Source organism: Bradyrhizobium sp. 141 (assembly GCF_023074055.1).
In the GTDB taxonomy this organism is placed as follows: domain Bacteria; phylum Pseudomonadota; class Alphaproteobacteria; order Rhizobiales; family Xanthobacteraceae; genus Bradyrhizobium.
Genome location: NZ_JADPKR010000082.1, coordinates 142,079 through 161,283, shown reverse-complemented (window position 1 = coordinate 161,283; position 19,205 = coordinate 142,079). Strand labels below are relative to the sequence as shown.

The following is a 19,205-nucleotide window of genomic DNA, read 5'->3' as shown; positions in this document are numbered from 1 at the left end:
TTCACGATCCTTTGCTCAAAATGGTCCAGATGCCGCCACACGCGATAGCAACTCCGTAAGGCAGCGGGGCGTGTCGCAAATGGCGCCAACGCTCGATCGCGTAGATCCGCCGTGCGAGCGACGATCCGGCGGGTGCCAACCTGGGATACGGCAGGTGACGCATCATCAGATGCACCAAGGCAAGAACGCCGCCCGCCAGCACGGTGACCGTCAGCAACTGCATGACGTCGCTCGGCGAGAGACCGACCGCCAGGGCAACCAGCAGCTTGACGTCACCGCCACCAATTCCTCCGCGCGCATAGAGGACAAAGAGCAGCAGGAAGAGGATCGCGGCTGTGATCAGCGACACAGCGACTTCTATCGAGCCGGGCAATTGACCGGCGATCCCAAGGAGCGCCAGCGCGAGACAAAATTCGTTTGGGATCGAGCGCGTCGCGATATCTATCGTTGCGACATAGAGCAACAACAAGATTTGCAGGACCGAGATTGTGGGAGCAATCCAACTCATGAAATGCACGTTTCAAAAAAGTGGAAGGCAAACTAGCGGGGCACTCCTGCACGAGGGGGGCAGCTTGGGTTGCCCCCCTCTGGAGTCAAAATGGCTGTATCAACCAGCGAGGGCCGTAGTGAAAGCGTCGGTGATCTTTGAGATCCCGTCGGTCAGCGCTGCCCCGATCTTACCACCAGCTCCACCCCCGAACACAGCACCGACTGCGCCAACGATGCAAACCGCGACGATGATGTACTCGAATGACACCACGCCATCCTGGTCCGTTCGCAAACGCTTCAACGCTTCCCTGGTCTCGATGTAATATTGCAACATTGCAAGAATCCTTCTTTTAAGATGAATTTGCAGACACCTCGGCAACTTCCAGCGGCTGCGGATTTATGTCCGGCCCCGCCAGCGATAAACTATCCATTAAATGTTTATTATCGTCAACATTTAATATATAATGTCTTTTGGATTAACCTTACCCGGAACGAGAGCTCGGCGAAAATTAAAGACGGGCGAAAATCGGCAAAAACGTTGTAATACAAGGACGATAGCAGACCTCACAATTGAAGCTTGGGCAGAGCGCCGGCTGAGAGCCGATATTGAATTCACCGGAATAGTACGGGTGATCGCGGTAAATTTTATTATTCCGGGATTCAATAATTATGTGATGACAAAATGAACTGGCAACCGGTCAATCCACTCGCAGAATCGAGCGGATGCTGCGACCAGGCCGGCGCGCATAGAGCAGATTTCGCGACATGCGGAGGGCGCGAAGCGAGACATCTTTCCACGACGATTGAGGCGATCCCTCCCAGCACCTTGAGCCATCGCCTCGCAGCGCGTCAGACCAGATACTCGTGGTAGCTGATAAGCGTTCCCATGTTCTTGTCTGCCTCAGTCTGGAAGCTCGCGGGATCGTATTGGCCCAACAGGCTGATATTGGCGGTATGAACGCCGTCAGTCACTGAAAGGATTCCTCCAGTGCCGGCCTGATTTGCGACATAACTAGCGGTCGTGCCGTCCCCGAATGCGACGTCGAGGAGATCCAGGTGGTCATTTCCGTCAAACCCCGACACGACTCCGCTGAAGTCGAAGGAGTCATGGAGCACGATTGTCCCGGTCGCTGCGGCATCGAGCGCGACATGCGCAGATGATGCCGCTCCGAACTCGATCGTTGCCACGCCATCCATCAGTGCCGTGCCGCTGCCGCTTACACTGCCATTGAGAGTGATGTTGGCTCCATGCGCCCACAGCAGCCCTGAATTATCCACGTTGCTGTCGATGACCAGACCGCCGCTGCCGCTGGCCGCAATCGTCCCGGAATTGACGACGGTGTTGTCGCCGGTGTCAATCTCGAGTGCGTTGGTGCCCGTCGCGATGATTGTACCTTGGTTGACAAGGATCAATGTCCCTTCGCCGAGCTGTCCGGCTCCGGAAATGGTGTTGTCGACGTTGGTCAGCGTGACATCGGAAACAGCTCCACTGACGGTGTTCTCGCTATTGTCGGACAACAGCACCTGACCGCCACCTTCAAGCAAAACGCCGTGCTCGACAAGTTGGAGGTCGGTCTCCGCGCCAGTCGAATTCAACGAGATCGTGCCTGTATTGTGGATGTTACCGGACAACGGCAGCAATGCGCCGTTGCCGATTGTCATTGTGGCGGCATTGTCGACTATGGGCTTGAAGTCGAACACGAAGTCGTCCGCTGCGAGCGAGCCGGCATCGACGCCATCTAAAGTGATCGTTTGACCGTCGGCCAGCGCAATGACGGCATTACCGTCATAGTCGGTAGACAGATGCGTCTGGACGTCGGCGAAGGTCTTGAAGCTGTCGTAGCCAATCAGGTCGATCTGATCATGCGCAATCTCGAAATTGTAGACGACGTCATGGCCGATCGGCTGTGAGAAGACAAGCAGATCACTGCCACTTGACGCTGTGAGATAGTCGTCGCCGGAAATGGCGATGATGGCGGAGCCCGCTGCAAAAGCTTCAACATTGTCGGCGAATGTCTCGATTACGGCCGAGCCATCCGGCTGCATCCGAGTGACGGTCACGTCGAGGTGCAAAGCTCCGGCGAAACTGACTGGCGATGTCACCGTTAGCGAGCTGACGTCGGTCGTCTCGATCGTCCACTTGCCATCGGGGAGCAGCGTCCCACCATTTAGTGTCCAGCCGGCGGGCATGCTGGCAACAGTGACCGTGGCGAATTGCCCCTCGTTGGCGGGCGAGTCGGTCAGACCCAGATTGATGGGCTGCCCCGATACGCCCGCAGGAGCAAGCGCCGTTCCAAACGCAAAGTCCGCCGCGCTAAAAGCACCGGTTATGCTAGCCAGAGTGGTCAGGTTGTCCAAATCGGCAACGAGTATCGCGCCGCCTGCGACGCTCGGATTGGGATCGTAGTAAACTTGCGCGTGGCCCACCGTCGAATTGTGGAATACGAACAGAGCTCCTGTGGTGATATTGGAATAACCGTTGATCGTTGATTGAACTGTCGCCGTCGTCACGGATGCGTCTGTTTTGACGCCGACCTCCGTGTTGGCGAGATTTATCGCAGCGTTGTTGCCCGTTCTGACGTTTTCAACGCTTGTATCGACATCACCAATGACGAATCGCCCAGCGGTTACCGTAAATTCCAGCTTATCCCCGGACGTGCTGAAGTCGGTGATGTGGTCACCCGCGTCGGTGACAGCAAGATAGGCGAATGTATCGTTCCCGCCACCACCAGTAAGCGCGTCTGCGCCACCACCGCCCACGATCCTGTCCGCGCCAGTGCCTGCGCCACCGTTGATCGTGTCGTTACTTGAACCGCCCTTGAGGGTATCATCACCACCGTTTCCTGAGCTGCCGATGATGACAAACGATCCAGACGTGACTGCGCTAGCATCTACGACCAGGTCGCCGTTACCAGTGATGCCGGATCCGTCAATCGTGAGCGTTCCTCCGTTTTGGAATGTCGAAAGGAATGTCAGGGCGTCGGTGTGATTTCCGCTGTTGGCGTCACTGAGACTTATTGTTTCGAAGTTTGTCAGGCCAATGCTTCCTGCACCATCGCCGAAGGTGAATGGCCCCAGACCACCGCCACTGAGGGCGAGAGTGTCCGAACCGCTTCCCCCAGTCAGCATGTCACCGTTGTTTAGCGTTAGGGGAGATTGCGTCCCGGTCACGGTATTGGTGCCCGATACATAGAAGACAGTATCGGTGCCAGTCGTGAGAGCGAAGGGGCTGGGGCTCGTGACCGAAATGGTCACCGTATCGACATCGGTCAATGCCCCACCCGCTCCGGTGTGGCCATTGTCGTTTGTCGTCATGGTCAGAGTGCTAGTTCCGGCAAAGTTCGATGTCGGAACGTAGTTGACCGTCGAGGCCAGGGTAGAATTGATGGCGCTGACTGTTCCGGTCAGCGTCACCGTCGACGTTCCGCTGCCGCTGATCCCTGCGGTACCTCCTGAAACGGTCAAGGTGCCGTTGGTTACCGACAACGTGATCGTTTCGCTGGCGCCGTCCGAGTCGGCATCGATGATGCTAAGTCCAGTGATCGCCTTTGTCGTGTTGACGTTTGTCGTCTGTGCTCCCGGAACCGTATTCACCGGCGCGTCGTTGGCCGGGATGACCGCGACTGTCGAGCTCACGATATTGCTGGCGTGGCTGGCCGTCTGCCCGTCGTCAACCTGGTAGCTGATGGTGCGGGTCGCGCCCGACGGATTGTCACTCGAGTTCGAATATGTCACGGAGCGCAGAGCCGCCTGGTAGTTCGCCGCACTTGACGAACCCGTCAGGGTCAGCACCCCAGTGCTGGCGTTATAGCTGCCGGTGATGCCGTTCTGATTGGTAAAACCGAGCACATCCTGGCCGGAGGCGAAATTGCCTGTGATCGAGACCGTCGCGCCGGTCAGATTCGTGCTGTCAACGTCCGACACGATCAGCGCCGTATCGATCGCGGTCGCCACCTGACCCTCGGTATAGGACAGTGAACCGCCATTGGCGTTCAGCACCGGCGCATCGTTGCTGCCGGTGATGGTGACCGTAACGATGCCAGAGGCGGTGCCGTCCTGGCTGGTGACCGTGAACTGGTCCTGCACCTGCTGGCCAGCGGTGAGCTCATCGTGGGCGCCGTTGCCGGTGTAGCTCCAGGCCCCGTTGGCATCGATCGTGAAGTCGCCATAGGTCCCGTGGACGTTCGATTGCGCCACGACGTGGGCTTCGCCGCTGTCGGGATCCACAATCGTCAGCTGGCCGGAGGCGTTCAATGCGGCGGCGGTATCGCCTTCGGTGACGGACTTCGAGTCCGAACTGACGGTCGCCGCGTCGTTGCTGCCGGTGATGGTGACCGTGACGATGCCAGAGGCGGTGCCGTCCTGGCTGGTGACCGTGAACTGGTCCTGGACCTGCTGGCCGGCAGTGAGCTCATCGTGGGCGCCGTTGCCGGTGTAGCTCCAGGCGCCATTGGCATCGATCGTGAAGTCGCCGTAGGTCCCGTGGACGTTGGTCTGGGCCACGACATGGGCTTCGCCGCTGTCGGGATCCACAATCGTCAAGAGGCCGCTGGTGTTGAGGGCGGCGGAGGTGTCGCCTTCCGTGACGGACTTCGAGTCCGACGAGACCGTGGCCGCATCGTTGCTGCCGGTGATGGTCACCGTAACGATGCCGCTCGCGGTGCCGTCCTGGCTGGTGACCGTGAACTGATCCTGCACCTGCTGGCCGGCAGTGAGCTCATCGTGGGCGCCGTTGCCGGTGTAGCTCCAGGCCCCGTTGGCATCGATCGTGAAGTCGCCGTAGGTCCCGTGGACGTTCGATTGCGCCACGACATGGGCTTCGCCGCTGTCGGGATCCACGATCGTCAGCTGGCCGGAGGCGTTCAATGCGGCGGCAGTGTCGCCTTCCGTGACGGACTTCGAGTCCGACGAGACCGTGGCCGCGTCGTTGCTGCCGGTGATCGTGACCGTGACGATGCCGGAGGCGGTGCCGTCCTGGCTGGTGACCGTGAACTGATCCTGCACCTGCTGGCCGGCGGTGAGCTCGTCGTGGGCGCCATTGCCGGTGTAGCTCCAGGCGCCGTTGGCATCGATCGTGAAGTCGCCATAGGCGCCGTGGACGTTGGTCTGCGCCACGACATGGGCTTCACCCGTATCCGGGTCGGTGATGGTGAGCTGGCCGCTGGTGTTGAGCGCCGCCGCGATGTCGCCCTCGCTGACAGACTTCGAGTCCGACGAGACCGTGGCCGCATCATTGGTGCCGGTGATGGTCACCGTCACGATGCCGCTCGCGGTGCCGTCCTGGCTGATCACCGTGAACTGGTCCTGCACCTGCTGGCCGGCGGTGAGCTCGTCGTGAGCGCCGTCGCCGGTGTAGCTCCAGGCCCCGTTGGCATCGATCGTGAAGTCGCCGTAGCTCCCGTGGACGTTCGATTGCGCCACGACATGGGCTTCACCCGTGTCCGCGTCGGTGATGCTGAGCTGGCCGCTGGTGTTGAGCGCGGAGGCGGCATTCCCCTCAGTGACGGACTTCGCCTCGGAAGAGACCGTGGCCGCATCATTGGTGCCGGTGATGGTGACCGTGACGATGCCAGAGGCGGTGCCGTCCTGGCTGGCCACGGTGAACTGGTCCTGCACCTGCTGGCCGGCGGTGAGCTCGTCGTGAGCGCCGTTGCCGGTGTAGCTCCAGGCCCCGTTGGCATCGATCGTGAAGTCGCCGTAGGTCCCGTGGACGTTCGATTGCGCCACGACATGGGCCTGGCCCGTATCCGGGTCGGTGATGCTGAGCTGGCCGCTCGTGTTGAGCGCGGAGGCGGCATTACCCTCGGTGACGGACTTCGCCTCGGAAGAGACCGTGGCCGCATCGTTGCTGCCGGTGATGGTCACCGTCACGGTACCGGTGGCGGTGCCGTCCTGGCTGGTCACCGTGAACTGATCCTGGACCTGCTGGCCGGCGGTGAGCTCGTCATGCGTGCCGTTGCCGGTGTAGGTCCAGGCGCCGTTGGCATCGATCGTGAAGTCGCCGTAGGTCCCGTGGACGTTCGATTGCGCCACGACATGGGCTTCGCCGCTGTCGGGATCCTCGATCGTCAGCTGACCGCTGGTGTTGAGCGCCGCCGCGGTATCGCCTTCGGTGACGGACTTCGAGTCCGACGAGACCGTGGCCGCATCATTGCTGCCGGTGATGGTGACCGTAACGATGCCAGAGGCGGTGCCGTCCTGGCTGGTCACCGTGAACTGGTCCTGCACCTGCTGGCCGGCGGTGAGCTCATCGTGGGCGCCATTGCCGGTGTAGCTCCAGGCCCCATTGGCATCGATCGAGAAATCGCCGTAGGTCCCGTGGACGTTCGATTGCGCCACGACATGGGCTTCACCCGTATCCGGGTCGGTGATGGTGAGCTGGCCGCTGGTGTTGAGCGCCGCCGCGATGTCGCCCTCGCTGACAGACTTCGAGTCCGACGAGACCGTGGCCGCATCATTGGTGCCGGTGATGGTCACCGTCACGATGCCGCTCGCGGTGCCGTCCTGGCTGATCACCGTGAACTGGTCCTGCACCTGCTGGCCGGCGGTGAGCTCGTCGTGAGCGCCGTCGCCGGTGTAGCTCCAGGCCCCGTTGGCATCGATCGTGAAGTCGCCGTAGCTCCCGTGGACGTTCGATTGCGCCACGACATGGGCTTCACCCGTGTCCGCGTCGGTGATGCTGAGCTGGCCGCTGGTGTTGAGCGCGGAGGCGGCATTCCCCTCAGTGACGGACTTCGCCTCGGAAGAGACCGTGGCCGCATCATTGGTGCCGGTGATGGTGACCGTGACGATGCCAGAGGCGGTGCCGTCCTGGCTGGCCACGGTGAACTGGTCCTGCACCTGCTGGCCGGCGGTGAGCTCGTCGTGAGCGCCGTTGCCGGTGTAGCTCCAGGCCCCGTTGGCATCGATCGTGAAGTCGCCGTAGGTCCCGTGGACGTTCGATTGCGCCACGACATGGGCCTGGCCCGTATCCGGGTCGGTGATGCTGAGCTGGCCGCTCGTGTTGAGCGCGGAGGCGGCATTACCCTCGGTGACGGACTTCGCCTCGGAAGAGACCGTGGCCGCATCGTTGCTGCCGGTGATGGTCACCGTCACGGTACCGGTGGCGGTGCCGTCCTGGCTGGTCACCGTGAACTGATCCTGGACCTGCTGGCCGGCGGTGAGCTCGTCATGCGTGCCGTTGCCGGTGTAGGTCCAGGCGCCGTTGGCATCGATCGTGAAGTCGCCGTAGGTCCCGTGGACGTTCGATTGCGCCACGACATGGGCTTCGCCGCTGTCGGGATCCTCGATCGTCAGCTGACCGCTGGTGTTGAGCGCCGCCGCGGTATCGCCTTCGGTGACGGACTTCGAGTCCGACGAGACCGTGGCCGCATCATTGCTGCCGGTGATGGTGACCGTAACGATGCCAGAGGCGGTGCCGTCCTGGCTGGTCACCGTGAACTGGTCCTGCACCTGCTGGCCGGCGGTGAGCTCATCGTGGGCGCCATTGCCGGTGTAGCTCCAGGCCCCATTGGCATCGATCGAGAAATCGCCGTAGGTCCCGTGGACGTTCGATTGCGCCACGACATGGGCCTGGCCCGTATCCGGGTCGGTGATGGTGAGCTGGCCGCTCGTGTTGAGCGCGGAGGCGGCATTGCCCTCGGTGACCGACTTCGCCTCGGAAGAGACCGTGGCCGCATCATTGGTGCCGGTGATGGTGACCGTGACGATGCCAGAGGCGGTGCCGTCCTGGCTGGTCACGGTGAACTGATCCTGCACCTGCTGGCCGGCGGTGAGCTCGTCGTGAGCGCCGTTGCCGGTGTAGCTCCAGGCCCCGTTGGCATCGATCGTGAAGTCGCCATAGGTCCCGTGCGCGTTGCTCTGGGCCACGACATGGGCTTCGCCCGTATCCGGGTCGGTGATGCTGAGCTGGCCGCTCGTGTTGAGCGCCGCCGCGGTATCGCCTTCGGTGACGGACTTCGAGTCCGAACTGACGGTCGCCGCGTCGTTGCTGCCGGTGATGGTGACCGTGACGATGCCAGAGGCGGTGCCGTCCTGGCTGGTGACCGTGAACTGGTCCTGCACCTGCTGGCCGGCGGTGAGCTCGTCGTGGGCGCCGTTGCCGGTGTAGCTCCAGGCCCCGTTGGCATCGATCGTGAAGTCGCCATAGGTCCCGTGGACGTTCGATTGCGCCACGACATGGGCTTCGCCAGTGTCGGGATCCACAATCGTCAGCTGGCCGGAGGCGTTCAATGCGGCGGCGGTATCGCCTTCGGTGACGGACTTCGAGTCCGAACTGACGATCGCCGCGTCGTTGGTGCCGGTGATCGTGACCGTCACGATGCCGCTCGCGGTGCCGTCCTGGCTGGTCACCGTGAACTGATCCTGCACCTGCTGCCCGGCGGTGAGCTCATCGTGGGCGCCATTACCGCTGTAGCTCCAGGCGCCGTTGGCATCGATGCTGAAGTCGCCATAGGCGCCGTGGACGTTCGATTGCGCCACGACATGGGCCTGGCCCGTATCCGGGTCGGTGATGATGAGCTGACCGCTGGTGTTGAGCGCCGACGCGGTATCGCCTTCGGTGACGGACTTCGAGTCCGAAGAGACCGTGGCCGCATCGTTGCTGCCGGTGATTGTCACCGTGACGATGCCGCTCGCGGTGCCGTCCTGGCTGATCACCGTGAACTGGTCCTGCACCTGCTGGCCAGCGGTGAGCTCATCGTGGGCGCCGTTGCCGGTGTAGCTCCAGGCCCCGTTGGCATCGATCGTGAAGTCGCCATAGGCGCCGTGGACGTTGGTCTGGGCCACGACATGGGCTTCGCCGCTGTCGGGATCCACGATCGTCAGCTGGCCGGAGGCGTTCAATGCGGCGGCAGTGTCGCCTTCGGTGACAGACTTCGAGTCCGACGAGACCGTGGCCGCATCATTGCTGCCGGTGATGGTGACCGTGACGATGCCGCTGGCGGTGCCATCCTGGCTGGTCACGGTGAACTGATCCTGCACCTGCTGGCCGGCAGTGAGCTCGTCATGGGCACCGTTGCCGGTGTAGCTCCAGGCCCCGTTGGCATCGATCGTGAAGTCGCCGTAGGTCCCGTGGGCATTGGTCTGGGCCACGACATGGGCTTCGCCCGTATCCGGGTCGGTGATGCTGAGCTGGCCGCTGGTGTTGAGCGCCGCCGCGGTGTCGCCTTCCGTGACGGACTTCGAGTCCGACGAGACCGTGGCCGCATCATTGGTGCCGGTGATGGTGACCGTGACGATGCCAGAGGCGGTGCCGTCCTGGCTGGCCACCGTGAACTGATCCTGCACCTGCTGGCCGGCAGTGAGCTCGTCGTGAGCGCCGTTGCCGGTGTAGCTCCAGGCGCCGTTGGCATCGATGCTGAAGTCGCCATAGGTCCCGTGGACGTTCGATTGCGCCACGACATGGGCTTCGCCCGTATCCGGGTCGGTGATGCTGAGCTGGCCGCTGGTGTTGAGCGCGGAGGCGGCATCGCCTTCGGTGACGGACTTCGAGTCCGACGAGACCGTGGCCGCATCATTGGTGCCGGTGATCGTGACCGTGACGATGCCGGAGGCGGTGCCGTCCTGGCTGGTCACGGTGAACTGGTCCTGGACCTGCTGGCCGGCAGTGAGCTCATCGTGGGCGCCGTTGCCGGTGTAGCTCCAGGCCCCGTTGGCATCGATCGTGAAGTCGCCGTAGGTCCCGTGAACGTTCGGTTGCGCCACGACGTGGGCCTCGCCCGTATCCGGGTCGGTGATGGTGAGCTGGCCGCTGGTGTTGAGCGCGGAGGCGGCATTGCCCTCAGTGACGGACTTCGAGTCCGAGCTCACGGTCGCCGCGTCGTTGCTGCCGGTGATGGTGACCGTGACGATGCCGGAGGCGGTGCCGTCCTGGCTGGTGACCGTGAACTGGTCCTGGACCTGCTGGCCGGCAGTGAGCTCATCGTGGGCGCCGTTGCCGGTGTAGCTCCAGGCCCCGTTGGCATCGATCGAGAAATCGCCGTAGGTCCCGTGGACGTTCGATTGCGCCACGACATGGGCCTGGCCCGTATCCGGGTCGGTGATGGTGAGCTGGCCGCTCGTGTTGAGCGCGGAGGCGGCATTGCCCTCGGTGACGGCCTTCGCCTCGGAAGAGACCGTGGCCGCATCATTGGTGCCGGTGATCGTGACCGTCACCGTCTGGGTAGCTGTCGAGCCGTGGCCGTCATTGATCGTCACCACGAAGCTCTCGGTGACGGTCTGGCCCGCAGCGAGGTATTGCGCAGCCGCGTTGTTCAAATTGTAGTGCCACTGCACCGCGCCGTTGGCGGCATTGGCCGCCTCGTTGACAGGATCGAGCGAGAAGGCGCCGAGCGAAGTAGTGTTGGAAGAGGCTGCCGCGAACGAGGCCGAATGCGTGTCGCTGAGATCGGCGTCGTTAAAACTGATAGTGCCGGCCGCGCCCTGCGAATCCGAGAGATCGGGCGTAGCATTCGCGTCTTCTACCACCGAGCCGCTCTGCGGACTTGATGTAATGAAGACCGAATCGTTTGCGCCATTGAACTGGAGTGTCACGGTCGCCCAACTGAGCGTACCATTGCCCAGCTGGATAGCGTAGGTGAATGTGTCAGTCAGCGTTTGCCCGGTCGCCAGCGCCTGAAGCTGAACGTTGATGTCGCCCTTGTCGTAATGAACGGTGCCGTCCGCTTCGATCCAGATGCGTGCTCCGAGGGCGCTGCGGTCACCGGTTGCGGCCATTCCGGCGGCATCACTGCTGTACGCTACATCTTTGACCAGCAAGTCCGCCGGTGCGTAGTTCTTGGTGGACGCGGAGGAGCTCGTTCCATTGTCCAGGGAGAACAGCGTCTTGGCCGCGCCCCCAAGGTCATTTGCCAGCACGTTCAAGATGAGAATGTTGCCGGCGTCTTCCGTAAACGAGAAAATGTCCGTGTTGGCTTGCGGAGTATTGCCGAACGAAACCGTGCTGCCGCCGCCCGTTGTCTGCGTCGCCATAGCTTAAATCCTCTGGGTGATGCGCCGTCCGCATTCACGGACCGGCACAAATTGCACAATGGCGCGGGGATGATCGGCCGTTGCCTTGCCTATGCTGCTGAAGAAAAATGCCGAGCTGCTCAGCATGCCTACCGTCCTGCTCAGCGCTTCGAAAATGTGCAAAGGGAACACGTGCCGCTCAAGCCTGTTTGGGGCTAGAGTCGCTCCGAGCTCGCGAGCGGATGTCGTGTGCACGGTCGCGCGCCTGACGGCCGCCATGTTTGCAAACCGCAAACTTGGCTGGATCGAAAGATCGCAAATTGACGGAGAAGAATTCGAAATTGCCCGAGCCCGAGTGAACATTGCTACAAAATGCGTGCACGTCATTCGCAACCCTCGTCTGCCAATGCAGAGCAGAGAGCGTCGCCGCAAATTCAATTCACGCAAATTGGTAGCGCGCGCTCGGACGGCGATAGGTCCGCCAGCGACAATCCCTGCCAAGTTACGCGAAAGAACTAGCGGTATCCCCTGCCCATCGTGGCCGGTGCTTGGCCGCCCACGTTTTGGCAATTATTGATTCTGCAATATCGCGGCTCAGAAGCGACAACCGTGATCAAGAAGCGCCACGTTCATTCACTCCTGATTAAATCAAACCTATTTTAAATTAAAGCGCACGTCCATTTATTTATTCATGCGCTCGATTTAATCATTAATACATCGAAATCAACAACAAAGAGGCTCTTGCGCCCCTCCTTGCCAGGCGACACCGGAATTTTACGGCTTGTCTCCCAGATGCACTCGGTCCTCGAGATGATCTTTGCTTCGCGTGGATCGGCAGTCGCAGGGAGCCAACTGGAGCCGAAACTCAGCCCTATCTGCGAAGACGAGGCATGAAAGCAGGTCTCGCAATACTTTGCGCCACCCCTGTGATTGTTGATTTGCGCACCCGACGCGATCCAGGCCCACCCGCCGTGAAGCGGCGAACGTGGCTTTCAATGTGTTGCTGGTCATCCTCATCAGGTCAGTGTAGCCGTCCTTGTCGAGCCATACCCAGCCATTGGATTGCATCAGCGGCCTGGCTACGCGCCTCACTCTTGGAGCGCACCACCATTAGTCCCGCGATGGTCTCACGCTCTGGAGCGTGCGCCCGGTCCGTGCCCTGGAGTGCGACGAGAAGAGTCCTCACGATGCTCGCGCACGAAGCTTCGCATCCCGTGCTGCTGTCCGCGCACGTTTCTCGTTCGCTTTACCGCGCAACCGGGCCCCGGCGAGCAAGCATTCGAAATCGATGTGAAGCTTGAACCGAAACCAGTTCCCGGTTGGCTCGCGAAGGGAACCAAATTGACCGCCATTAAATGGTAAATTTGATTATTGCATATAATCATGATGACTCCATCGCAAAATTGAAAAATATGTTGGGGAAAAGAAAACATGGGAGGTTGAAATGGAAGCTGCCCGCCGCTTTCGCGCAATGGCGTTGCTTTGCCGACAGACTGCCGCACTCCAACCTGAGAGAAGCTGGAAACTGCTTGCAGAGGCAGAGTACTGGGAGCATCTGGCGGCTGCGGCTTCAGCTCATTGAGCTTCGGTCGAGCGGTCTTTGTCTTTCGCTCTTCGTCGACTTCTCAATCATTTTCTGAGGCATGTGATGTCGAGTACGCGTCAGATTTTTTCTAGTGCTGTTCTGAGCGAACGGCACCAGGCGCTTCTGGAGGAGCTTAGAGAGGTGGAGAAGCTTCGAAGTAAGCTCCGACATGTAGAAGCAAGAACAATCGGCAGAAGACGGCGTACCAAAGCGAGCGGCAAAGCAAGAGCCGTTTAGAGAGCCGCCGGGTCCGAAGGTTGACCCGCGTTGGCTCACTCGCGCGATTCGATGCACGGATTGCCCGCGTTCCTCGCATCTGCCATTATCGGTAGCGAGCCTCGGCGACGTCGCTGCGACGCGTTAACTGCGACTTTCATTCGACGTTGTTGCTTCGGAACACAGCAACGAGTCGATCGCCTTCCCAAAGCTCAACGTCATGCTCGTCATGCATTTGCTCGGCTCGGCGTCTCGCCGCCTGCTCGTCAATGCAGTCGAGCTTTGCAGCGCAGATCACTTGCCGGCTGCCGTCCACCACGAACACCTTGTACCGCATAATGCAGTCCGATCCCAAAGGCGACCGTCATCGTACTCTAATGTCCGTCTAAGGCAGTGCCAAACTAGGTGTGGCGCACGGAAACCTTTGTACGTGTGGCAATTCGGCTATACCAGTTCGAGAAATCCACCGATCGCGCGGCGGCTGTACCTCGCATCTAAGCTACCTCAGTGGCGTAATCTCCACGCGTGCCGAAGCGTGCGGCTCGAGCTTAAGAGCGAGAGGCCACCAAGCGTCATCAGCAGCACACCGAACCAGGCCGTCCAGCTGCGCGCTTCGTCGTGCGCCTCTGCAGTGCGTACGCCCAGCGGCATATCTTGAGGTGAGTCGGCGGGCGCGGCGGCGAGAAGCTGCCCAACGTCGACTTGGCCCGGCACGGAGTGTTCGGGCGTGAGCTGGTTGGGAAGGTCGACAATGGGGGCTGCCGACATCAGGGCGGGGCCCGTGCCGAGATTGGAAGTGGCGTCAGCTACCTTCATTTCCGGTACAGGCGGCAGAGATTGCTCGGGCGGTGCGGAGCGCGGCAACTCCGCGCGCGCATCAACGACCGCGCTCCGCTTCGTCCCGTTCTCGTCCAAACTGGCGCTGCGGTCTTTGGCCACGCGAGCCCGAACGGGCTTCTTCACCGTCGCGATGCCCTCGGCCAGGAACCAGCATTTGCGGCGACCGTCCCTTCGGTAGACCCAATGCTGTCCACCAGTGGTCGAGGTACCGGGACGCGGCACGCATTCGGCTTGCGGCGGAGAGGTTACCGTAGGTTGGGACGTAGCAGTATTGAAGAAGTCGGCAAGAGGATTGGAAGACGCGGGCGCCGCCGAAAAACCTCCGACAAGGACCAAACTGGCGAAGTACAATCGCAAATGACCGGACATCGAAAACTCCCGGGTGCGCCCCACCCCCGCTCGAGCCTTAGCGGCGACAACGGCTCCCATGCGGCTTAAATCGGGCAGCGCGATGAATTAATTGTACTCCGGGCCACCTAATTAATATGCCGCTCCAGCACTCCAGGGCTGCAACACGAGGCAGCGCAATCGATTCATCGAGCCACCTGAGCTGCGCCGGGCCTCGCTCCCGCCCGCGATCCACGGCGCCGCCGCCCGGTCGATCGCCATCGTTGCGCTCGTCCCCGAACACGAAAGCGCAACTGGCCGAGGGGTGAGTTTGTGGATGTCACGATACGTGGATACCCCTCGCAGCGGATTAAATACTCTGCCACGATATTACCTCTGTCGCGCCTTTCTCCCTGCTCCTCTCGCATTTAAATGTGGATTGCACGATCAATATTTAACTGACGGCTTGTCTGCTCCCGGATTCCCGACTTGTCTGCCTGGGCCTTTTGCCCAAGATTCGGATGAAGCCATGAACACCGCGCATTTCAATTCGCTCTCCGTTGACGAGCTCTGGATACTTCACCAAGAGGTCGCCGCCAAACTCACTCAGAAAATGTTGGTGCAAAAAGCACATTTGGAGGAAAGGCTCCACAGGATTGGACTGGCCAACGAGGCCACGCGGTTTAATCGTAAGCGCCGTCCATACCCGCCCGTTCGTCCCAAATATCGCAATCCGAAGAACCCAGCGGAGACATGGTCGGGTCGCGGCAGGCTGCCGCGATGGCTGCGGCCGCAGCTTCGAGGCGGCCGAGATTTGGACGATTTCCTGATCGATCGGGCTTCAGCCCAAAAGCGGTAGACAACTTGAGCGCCGATCGCGGCATTTTGGGATGGGAATGCTGGCGCCGGCTGTTACCCTGGGGCTCTGGGCTATTCACATCATCATTCAAACGCGGGTCATAACCATGCTTGGCGGCATCGCCATAGCGAGCGCGCTGGCGATCTGGCTGATGGTCTCGCTGAATCGCTCGGGGGGCCCGCAGCGCAGTGAAGGCATCGACGAGAATCTCAAGCGCGCGATGGCCCGCGTCTAGTCGTGGTTCCCTCTGAAGTGCCGCCTAACCGCATTCCACGCTCGAAGGACTGGAAAGAGGAGGACGACGAAAAGGCCTCTGATTGCAACCGGCGTCATCCCGCGCCGCAGGAGTGGTGGGTCGTGATCGTCCGATCGACGGGCCGTCGTGTTGATCATCACCGGAGATGGAGTTTCTGCGCGCCGAGTAGGTGCCGGTCTGCGCGAGGGCAGGACAACTACAACGAACAGAACGTTCACCAGTAGCCATATTCCCACAATGAGAAGGAAAGTACGCACGAGAACGACCATCGTTTGATCTGAAATCTGCCGAGCTTACTCCAGCCTCATACCCGGCGCGCAACCGGCAACACTGCGTTCGCGGACGGAGCCGCTTCAGCGCAGCCGTCACATTGGCATCCCCCGAGGCCGTTGGGCCCCGAGCGCTTCGCGAGCGCCCAGGATCGCTCGCAGCCTAGTCCGGCGCAATACTCGCGTCTGTGCGCTTTCGAACATTCATGCTCCTTCAGATATGCTAATCCTATGCATCATCCGGCGAGAGCCGGACAGGGATGGCTCATCAGAGCGTGGCTAGATATCGCAGCAGATGAGCGGCGAATTTGGCGATCCGCATAGAACCAATATCCAGTTTCGGCAGTTGACTCCCGGGGGATCCGGACAAGCAAACTGATTGTTCGGGCCGAGGACAAGTTTAAAAGCTGAGCCGGCACATGAAGGACCTCCGACGACGTTTGGAAAAGGTCCGCGCTGACGCCAGAGAGTTTGCGCTGATGAGTCAGCGGGCGACGGACATAGAAAAGCGCGAGCTGTTTCAGCGCATGGCGGATGAGCTCGCCTTCGAGGCTCTCGAGCTTGAGCTAATCGTGAAGAAAAATGAGCCACCTGATCCGTGCGACCAGCACGAGGTCGTGGATTTTAAACCACCCTCTCAGCGAAAGCGCGGCTGACGCGGAAGAGGTTCCTTGCCAGCGAACCAAGCGATTGTAGCAGGTCGTGTACGACTGAAGCCTGTCCGGCAAGTCGGGCACATTGATCGCAAGACGAAGAAGAGACCATTGAGGACACGACGGTCATTGGCGGCCCAGGCCGCGCTTGAAGCGCGCAGACCATCGTGAAGCACTTACCGCGCCCACAATGCGGCTCATGCCGATTCCGGCATCGACAGGCTTGAATTACAGGTGCGGAAGGAAGAGTCATTCCTAGAACGAGCCCAGCGCTTCGGCACGAGGCATCTGTGAACGCGCGGGGTGCCCATCGGCGATCGCCGCGCCCGATGAACAACGCTCCCGAATTATCCAACTCGTCGCACGGGGTGCGACCACTAAAAGCGTCGCACGACACCCGGTTTGTTCTGCCGAGGAAATTAAAAAAGCCCTTGCGGGCCAATCTCTTAAGGGTGGTGGGCGCACCAGGGCTCGAACCTGGGACCCGCTGATTAAGAGTCAGCTGCTCTACCAACTGAGCTATGCGCCCGAAAGGCGGTTAATGCCTTGCGAGGCCGGTCGTTTAGCAAAGCGATCCGGGTCTGGCAAGCGATCGTACGCAAGTTTTCCAAGGTTCTTCCACAGGTCCGGAAAAGCAAAAAGCCGCTGGATTCCAGCGGCTTCGCCAAGGTCAATCCAGGGGCAAGTCCCCCGCCAAAACCCGCCTCGTTCAGAGCCGGCCCTCGCGGTCCCGGTCCGAGCCACCGTCGCGGTCGAAACGGTCATGGTGGAAATGGTCCATGCCGCGCTCCATCATGCGGTCCATGCCGCGTTCCATGAAGTGGCGGTGCCGCGGGCCGTCCTCGCCGCCGCCGAACGGGCCGCGGTGGCGGGTCAGCACGGCGAGGCGCCGCTTTTGGCCCTCGTCCAGGGTCTTGTAGAGCGGGTCGGCGGCATCGGCGATCTTCTTCAGGGCCGCGGAGCTGGCGCCCATGTCCTCGGCGCGCTGGCGCAGGCGGGCGATCGGATCCTCGGGCTTGTCGGCGTTGCCCGGTCCGGCATTCATCCGCGCATTGGCGCGGTCGATGCGCAGCTTGGCGAAATCGCGCACGGCGGCCTCGACCGGCGGCCACAGCTTCTCCTGATCGGCGTTGAGCTTCAGGCCGGCATGGACGGCGGCGATCCGCGCGTCGACGAAGGCGGCGCGGTCTTCCGGATTCATGCGGATGTGGCGCATGTGCTCCATCCACGGGCGATGATATTGGGCATAGACCGCGCCCGAGCCGGCAATGCTGAGCACGGCGATGGCGGCGATGGTGAACTTCCTCATCCGAACCTCCTCTGGAAGGATGTCCATCAAGATGGGCGCCGGACGGCTGACACGCAAATTACAACTTGGACAGGGAGCGCGGCCTTACCAGGATGTAACGCCCGATTTTACCTCCAGCCGCAATCGGAAATCATTCGCAACAAAAAGGCTTCCGCGCAGACCGCACGGAAGCCTTTCGTTGATCGTTCGGATGGATCAGTTCGTCGTGCTCTTGGCTTCCTTGAGGAATTCGTCGATCAGCGGCTGGCCGATACGGCCCGCGGCGTCCTTGTAGACCGGCTCCATCGCCTTGCGCAGCATCTCGTCCTGCTCCGGCGTGAGCTTGATGATCTCGCTCTTGCCGCTCTTCTTGATCTCGGCCAGAGCGTCGTCGTTTTCCTTCTGCGACTGCGTGTTGCTGAAGTCGGTCGCTTCCTTCATCGCCTTGGTAAGCGGGTCGCGGATGTCGGCCGGCAGATCGTCCCAGAACTTCTTGTTCACGATCACGACGTAGCCGATGTAGCCGTGATTGGTCTCGGTGATATACTTCTGCACCTCGTGCATCTTCTGGGTATAGATGTTCGACCAGGTGTTCTCCTGGCCGTCGACCACGCCGGTCTGGAGTGCCTGGTAGACTTCCGAGAACGCCATGACCTGCGGCAGCGAGCTGAGCGCCTTGAACTGGGCCTGGATCACGCGCGAGGACTGGATGCGGAATTTGACGCCCTGATAGTCGGCGGGCGTCACCAGCTTCTTGTTGGCGCTCATCTGCTTGAAGCCGTTGTCCCAATAGGCAAGTCCGGTGATGCCCTTGGCGTCCAGCAGCTTGAGCAGCCGTGCGCCGAGCGGTCCTTCCGTCACCTTCCGCAGCGTCTTCAGGTCCGGAAGGATATAGGGCAGATCGAACACCTCGAACTCGCGGATGCCGAGCGGTCCGAATTTCGAATTGGACGGCGCTAGCATTTGCACGCTGCCAAGCTGGAGCGCCTCGAGCTCTTCCTTGTCCTTGTAGAGCGTCGAGTTCGGATAGACTTCGACCTTGACCTTGCCGGCGGTGTACTTCTCGGCGAGCTCCTTGAACTTCTCCGCGCCCTTGCCCTTCGGCGTGTCGGTAGCGACGACGTGGCTGAACTTGATGATGATCGGCGATTGGGCCGACGCCGGCCCGACCAGCCCGAGTGCCAATGCCGCGATGGACGCAGCGATCGCGAAGTTGCGCATATTCTCTCCCTGTCATTATCTAAGCCGCCCGGCGCGCGGGCGGCCAATCCTTATGCCGGCAGCATCAATAGCGGCTGGGAGACGGAGCCGCTATTGGCCCTTAGCAGGGCTGGTATTCACGCTCACCGCGAACGCAACTGCACTCCCTCGCCCGCTTGCGGGAGAGGGTTGGGGAGAGGGTGTTTCCGCATCGGGACAGCCCCCGTGAGGGAAGAACCCTCACCCGGCGCTGCGCGCCGACCTCTCCCGCAA

Annotated in this window: 10 protein-coding genes and 1 tRNA gene; 3 read left to right on the top strand and 8 right to left on the bottom strand. The window is 61.2% G+C overall.

Annotated features, from left to right (window positions below; genetic code table 11):
- Position 1: 1 nt before the first annotated feature.
- The 5 genes from IVA81_RS24090 to IVA81_RS24070 all read right to left on the bottom strand — a co-directional run bounded on the left by IVA81_RS24090 (position 2) and on the right by IVA81_RS24070 (position 14,449).
- The gene (locus IVA81_RS24090; protein ID WP_247323191.1) at positions 2-508 is read right to left on the bottom strand and encodes a prepilin peptidase; all 507 of its coding nucleotides are present in this window, start codon (positions 506-508) and stop codon (positions 2-4) included.
- A gap of 99 nt (positions 509-607) precedes the next feature.
- Complete coding sequence (locus tag IVA81_RS24085; RefSeq protein ID WP_247322583.1) at positions 608-823, bottom strand: hypothetical protein; 216 nt, start codon at positions 821-823, stop codon at positions 608-610.
- Positions 824-1,338: 515 nt separating this feature from the next.
- Positions 1,339-11,460, bottom strand: a complete 10,122-nt coding sequence (locus tag IVA81_RS24080) for a VCBS domain-containing protein (protein WP_247322582.1) — start codon at positions 11,458-11,460, stop codon at positions 1,339-1,341.
- A 1,937-nt stretch (positions 11,461-13,397) separates the two neighbouring features.
- On the bottom strand, positions 13,398-13,577 hold the full coding sequence (locus IVA81_RS24075; protein WP_247322581.1) for a hypothetical protein: 180 nt from the start codon (positions 13,575-13,577) through the stop codon (positions 13,398-13,400).
- A 167-nt stretch (positions 13,578-13,744) separates the two neighbouring features.
- A complete protein-coding gene (locus tag IVA81_RS24070; RefSeq protein ID WP_247322580.1) occupies positions 13,745-14,449 on the bottom strand; it encodes a hypothetical protein in 705 nt (234 codons plus the stop codon).
- Positions 14,450-14,936: 487 nt separating this feature from the next.
- Between IVA81_RS24070 and IVA81_RS24065 the strand changes: the two genes are divergently transcribed.
- From IVA81_RS24065 to IVA81_RS24055, 3 genes are all read left to right on the top strand, one after another.
- Positions 14,937-15,266: an H-NS histone family protein gene (locus IVA81_RS24065; protein WP_247322579.1), complete on the top strand. Its 330-nt coding sequence runs from the start codon at positions 14,937-14,939 to the stop codon at positions 15,264-15,266.
- 37 nt (positions 15,267-15,303) lie between these two features.
- The gene (locus tag IVA81_RS24060) at positions 15,304-15,501 is read left to right on the top strand and encodes a hypothetical protein (protein ID WP_247322578.1); all 198 of its coding nucleotides are present in this window, start codon (positions 15,304-15,306) and stop codon (positions 15,499-15,501) included.
- A gap of 709 nt (positions 15,502-16,210) precedes the next feature.
- On the top strand, positions 16,211-16,447 hold the full coding sequence (locus IVA81_RS24055; protein ID WP_247322577.1) for a hypothetical protein: 237 nt from the start codon (positions 16,211-16,213) through the stop codon (positions 16,445-16,447).
- Positions 16,448-16,897: 450 nt separating this feature from the next.
- Here IVA81_RS24055 and IVA81_RS24050 read toward each other — a convergent pair.
- The 3 genes from IVA81_RS24050 to IVA81_RS24040 all read right to left on the bottom strand — a co-directional run bounded on the left by IVA81_RS24050 (position 16,898) and on the right by IVA81_RS24040 (position 18,953).
- Positions 16,898-16,973: transfer RNA gene (locus tag IVA81_RS24050), tRNA-Lys, on the bottom strand.
- 180 nt (positions 16,974-17,153) lie between these two features.
- Positions 17,154-17,753, bottom strand: coding sequence for a Spy/CpxP family protein refolding chaperone (locus IVA81_RS24045; protein ID WP_247322576.1), 600 nt, complete (start codon positions 17,751-17,753; stop codon positions 17,154-17,156).
- 195 nt (positions 17,754-17,948) lie between these two features.
- Complete coding sequence (locus IVA81_RS24040; RefSeq protein WP_247322575.1) at positions 17,949-18,953, bottom strand: TRAP transporter substrate-binding protein; 1,005 nt, start codon at positions 18,951-18,953, stop codon at positions 17,949-17,951.
- Between the last annotated feature and the right edge of the window lie 252 nt (positions 18,954-19,205).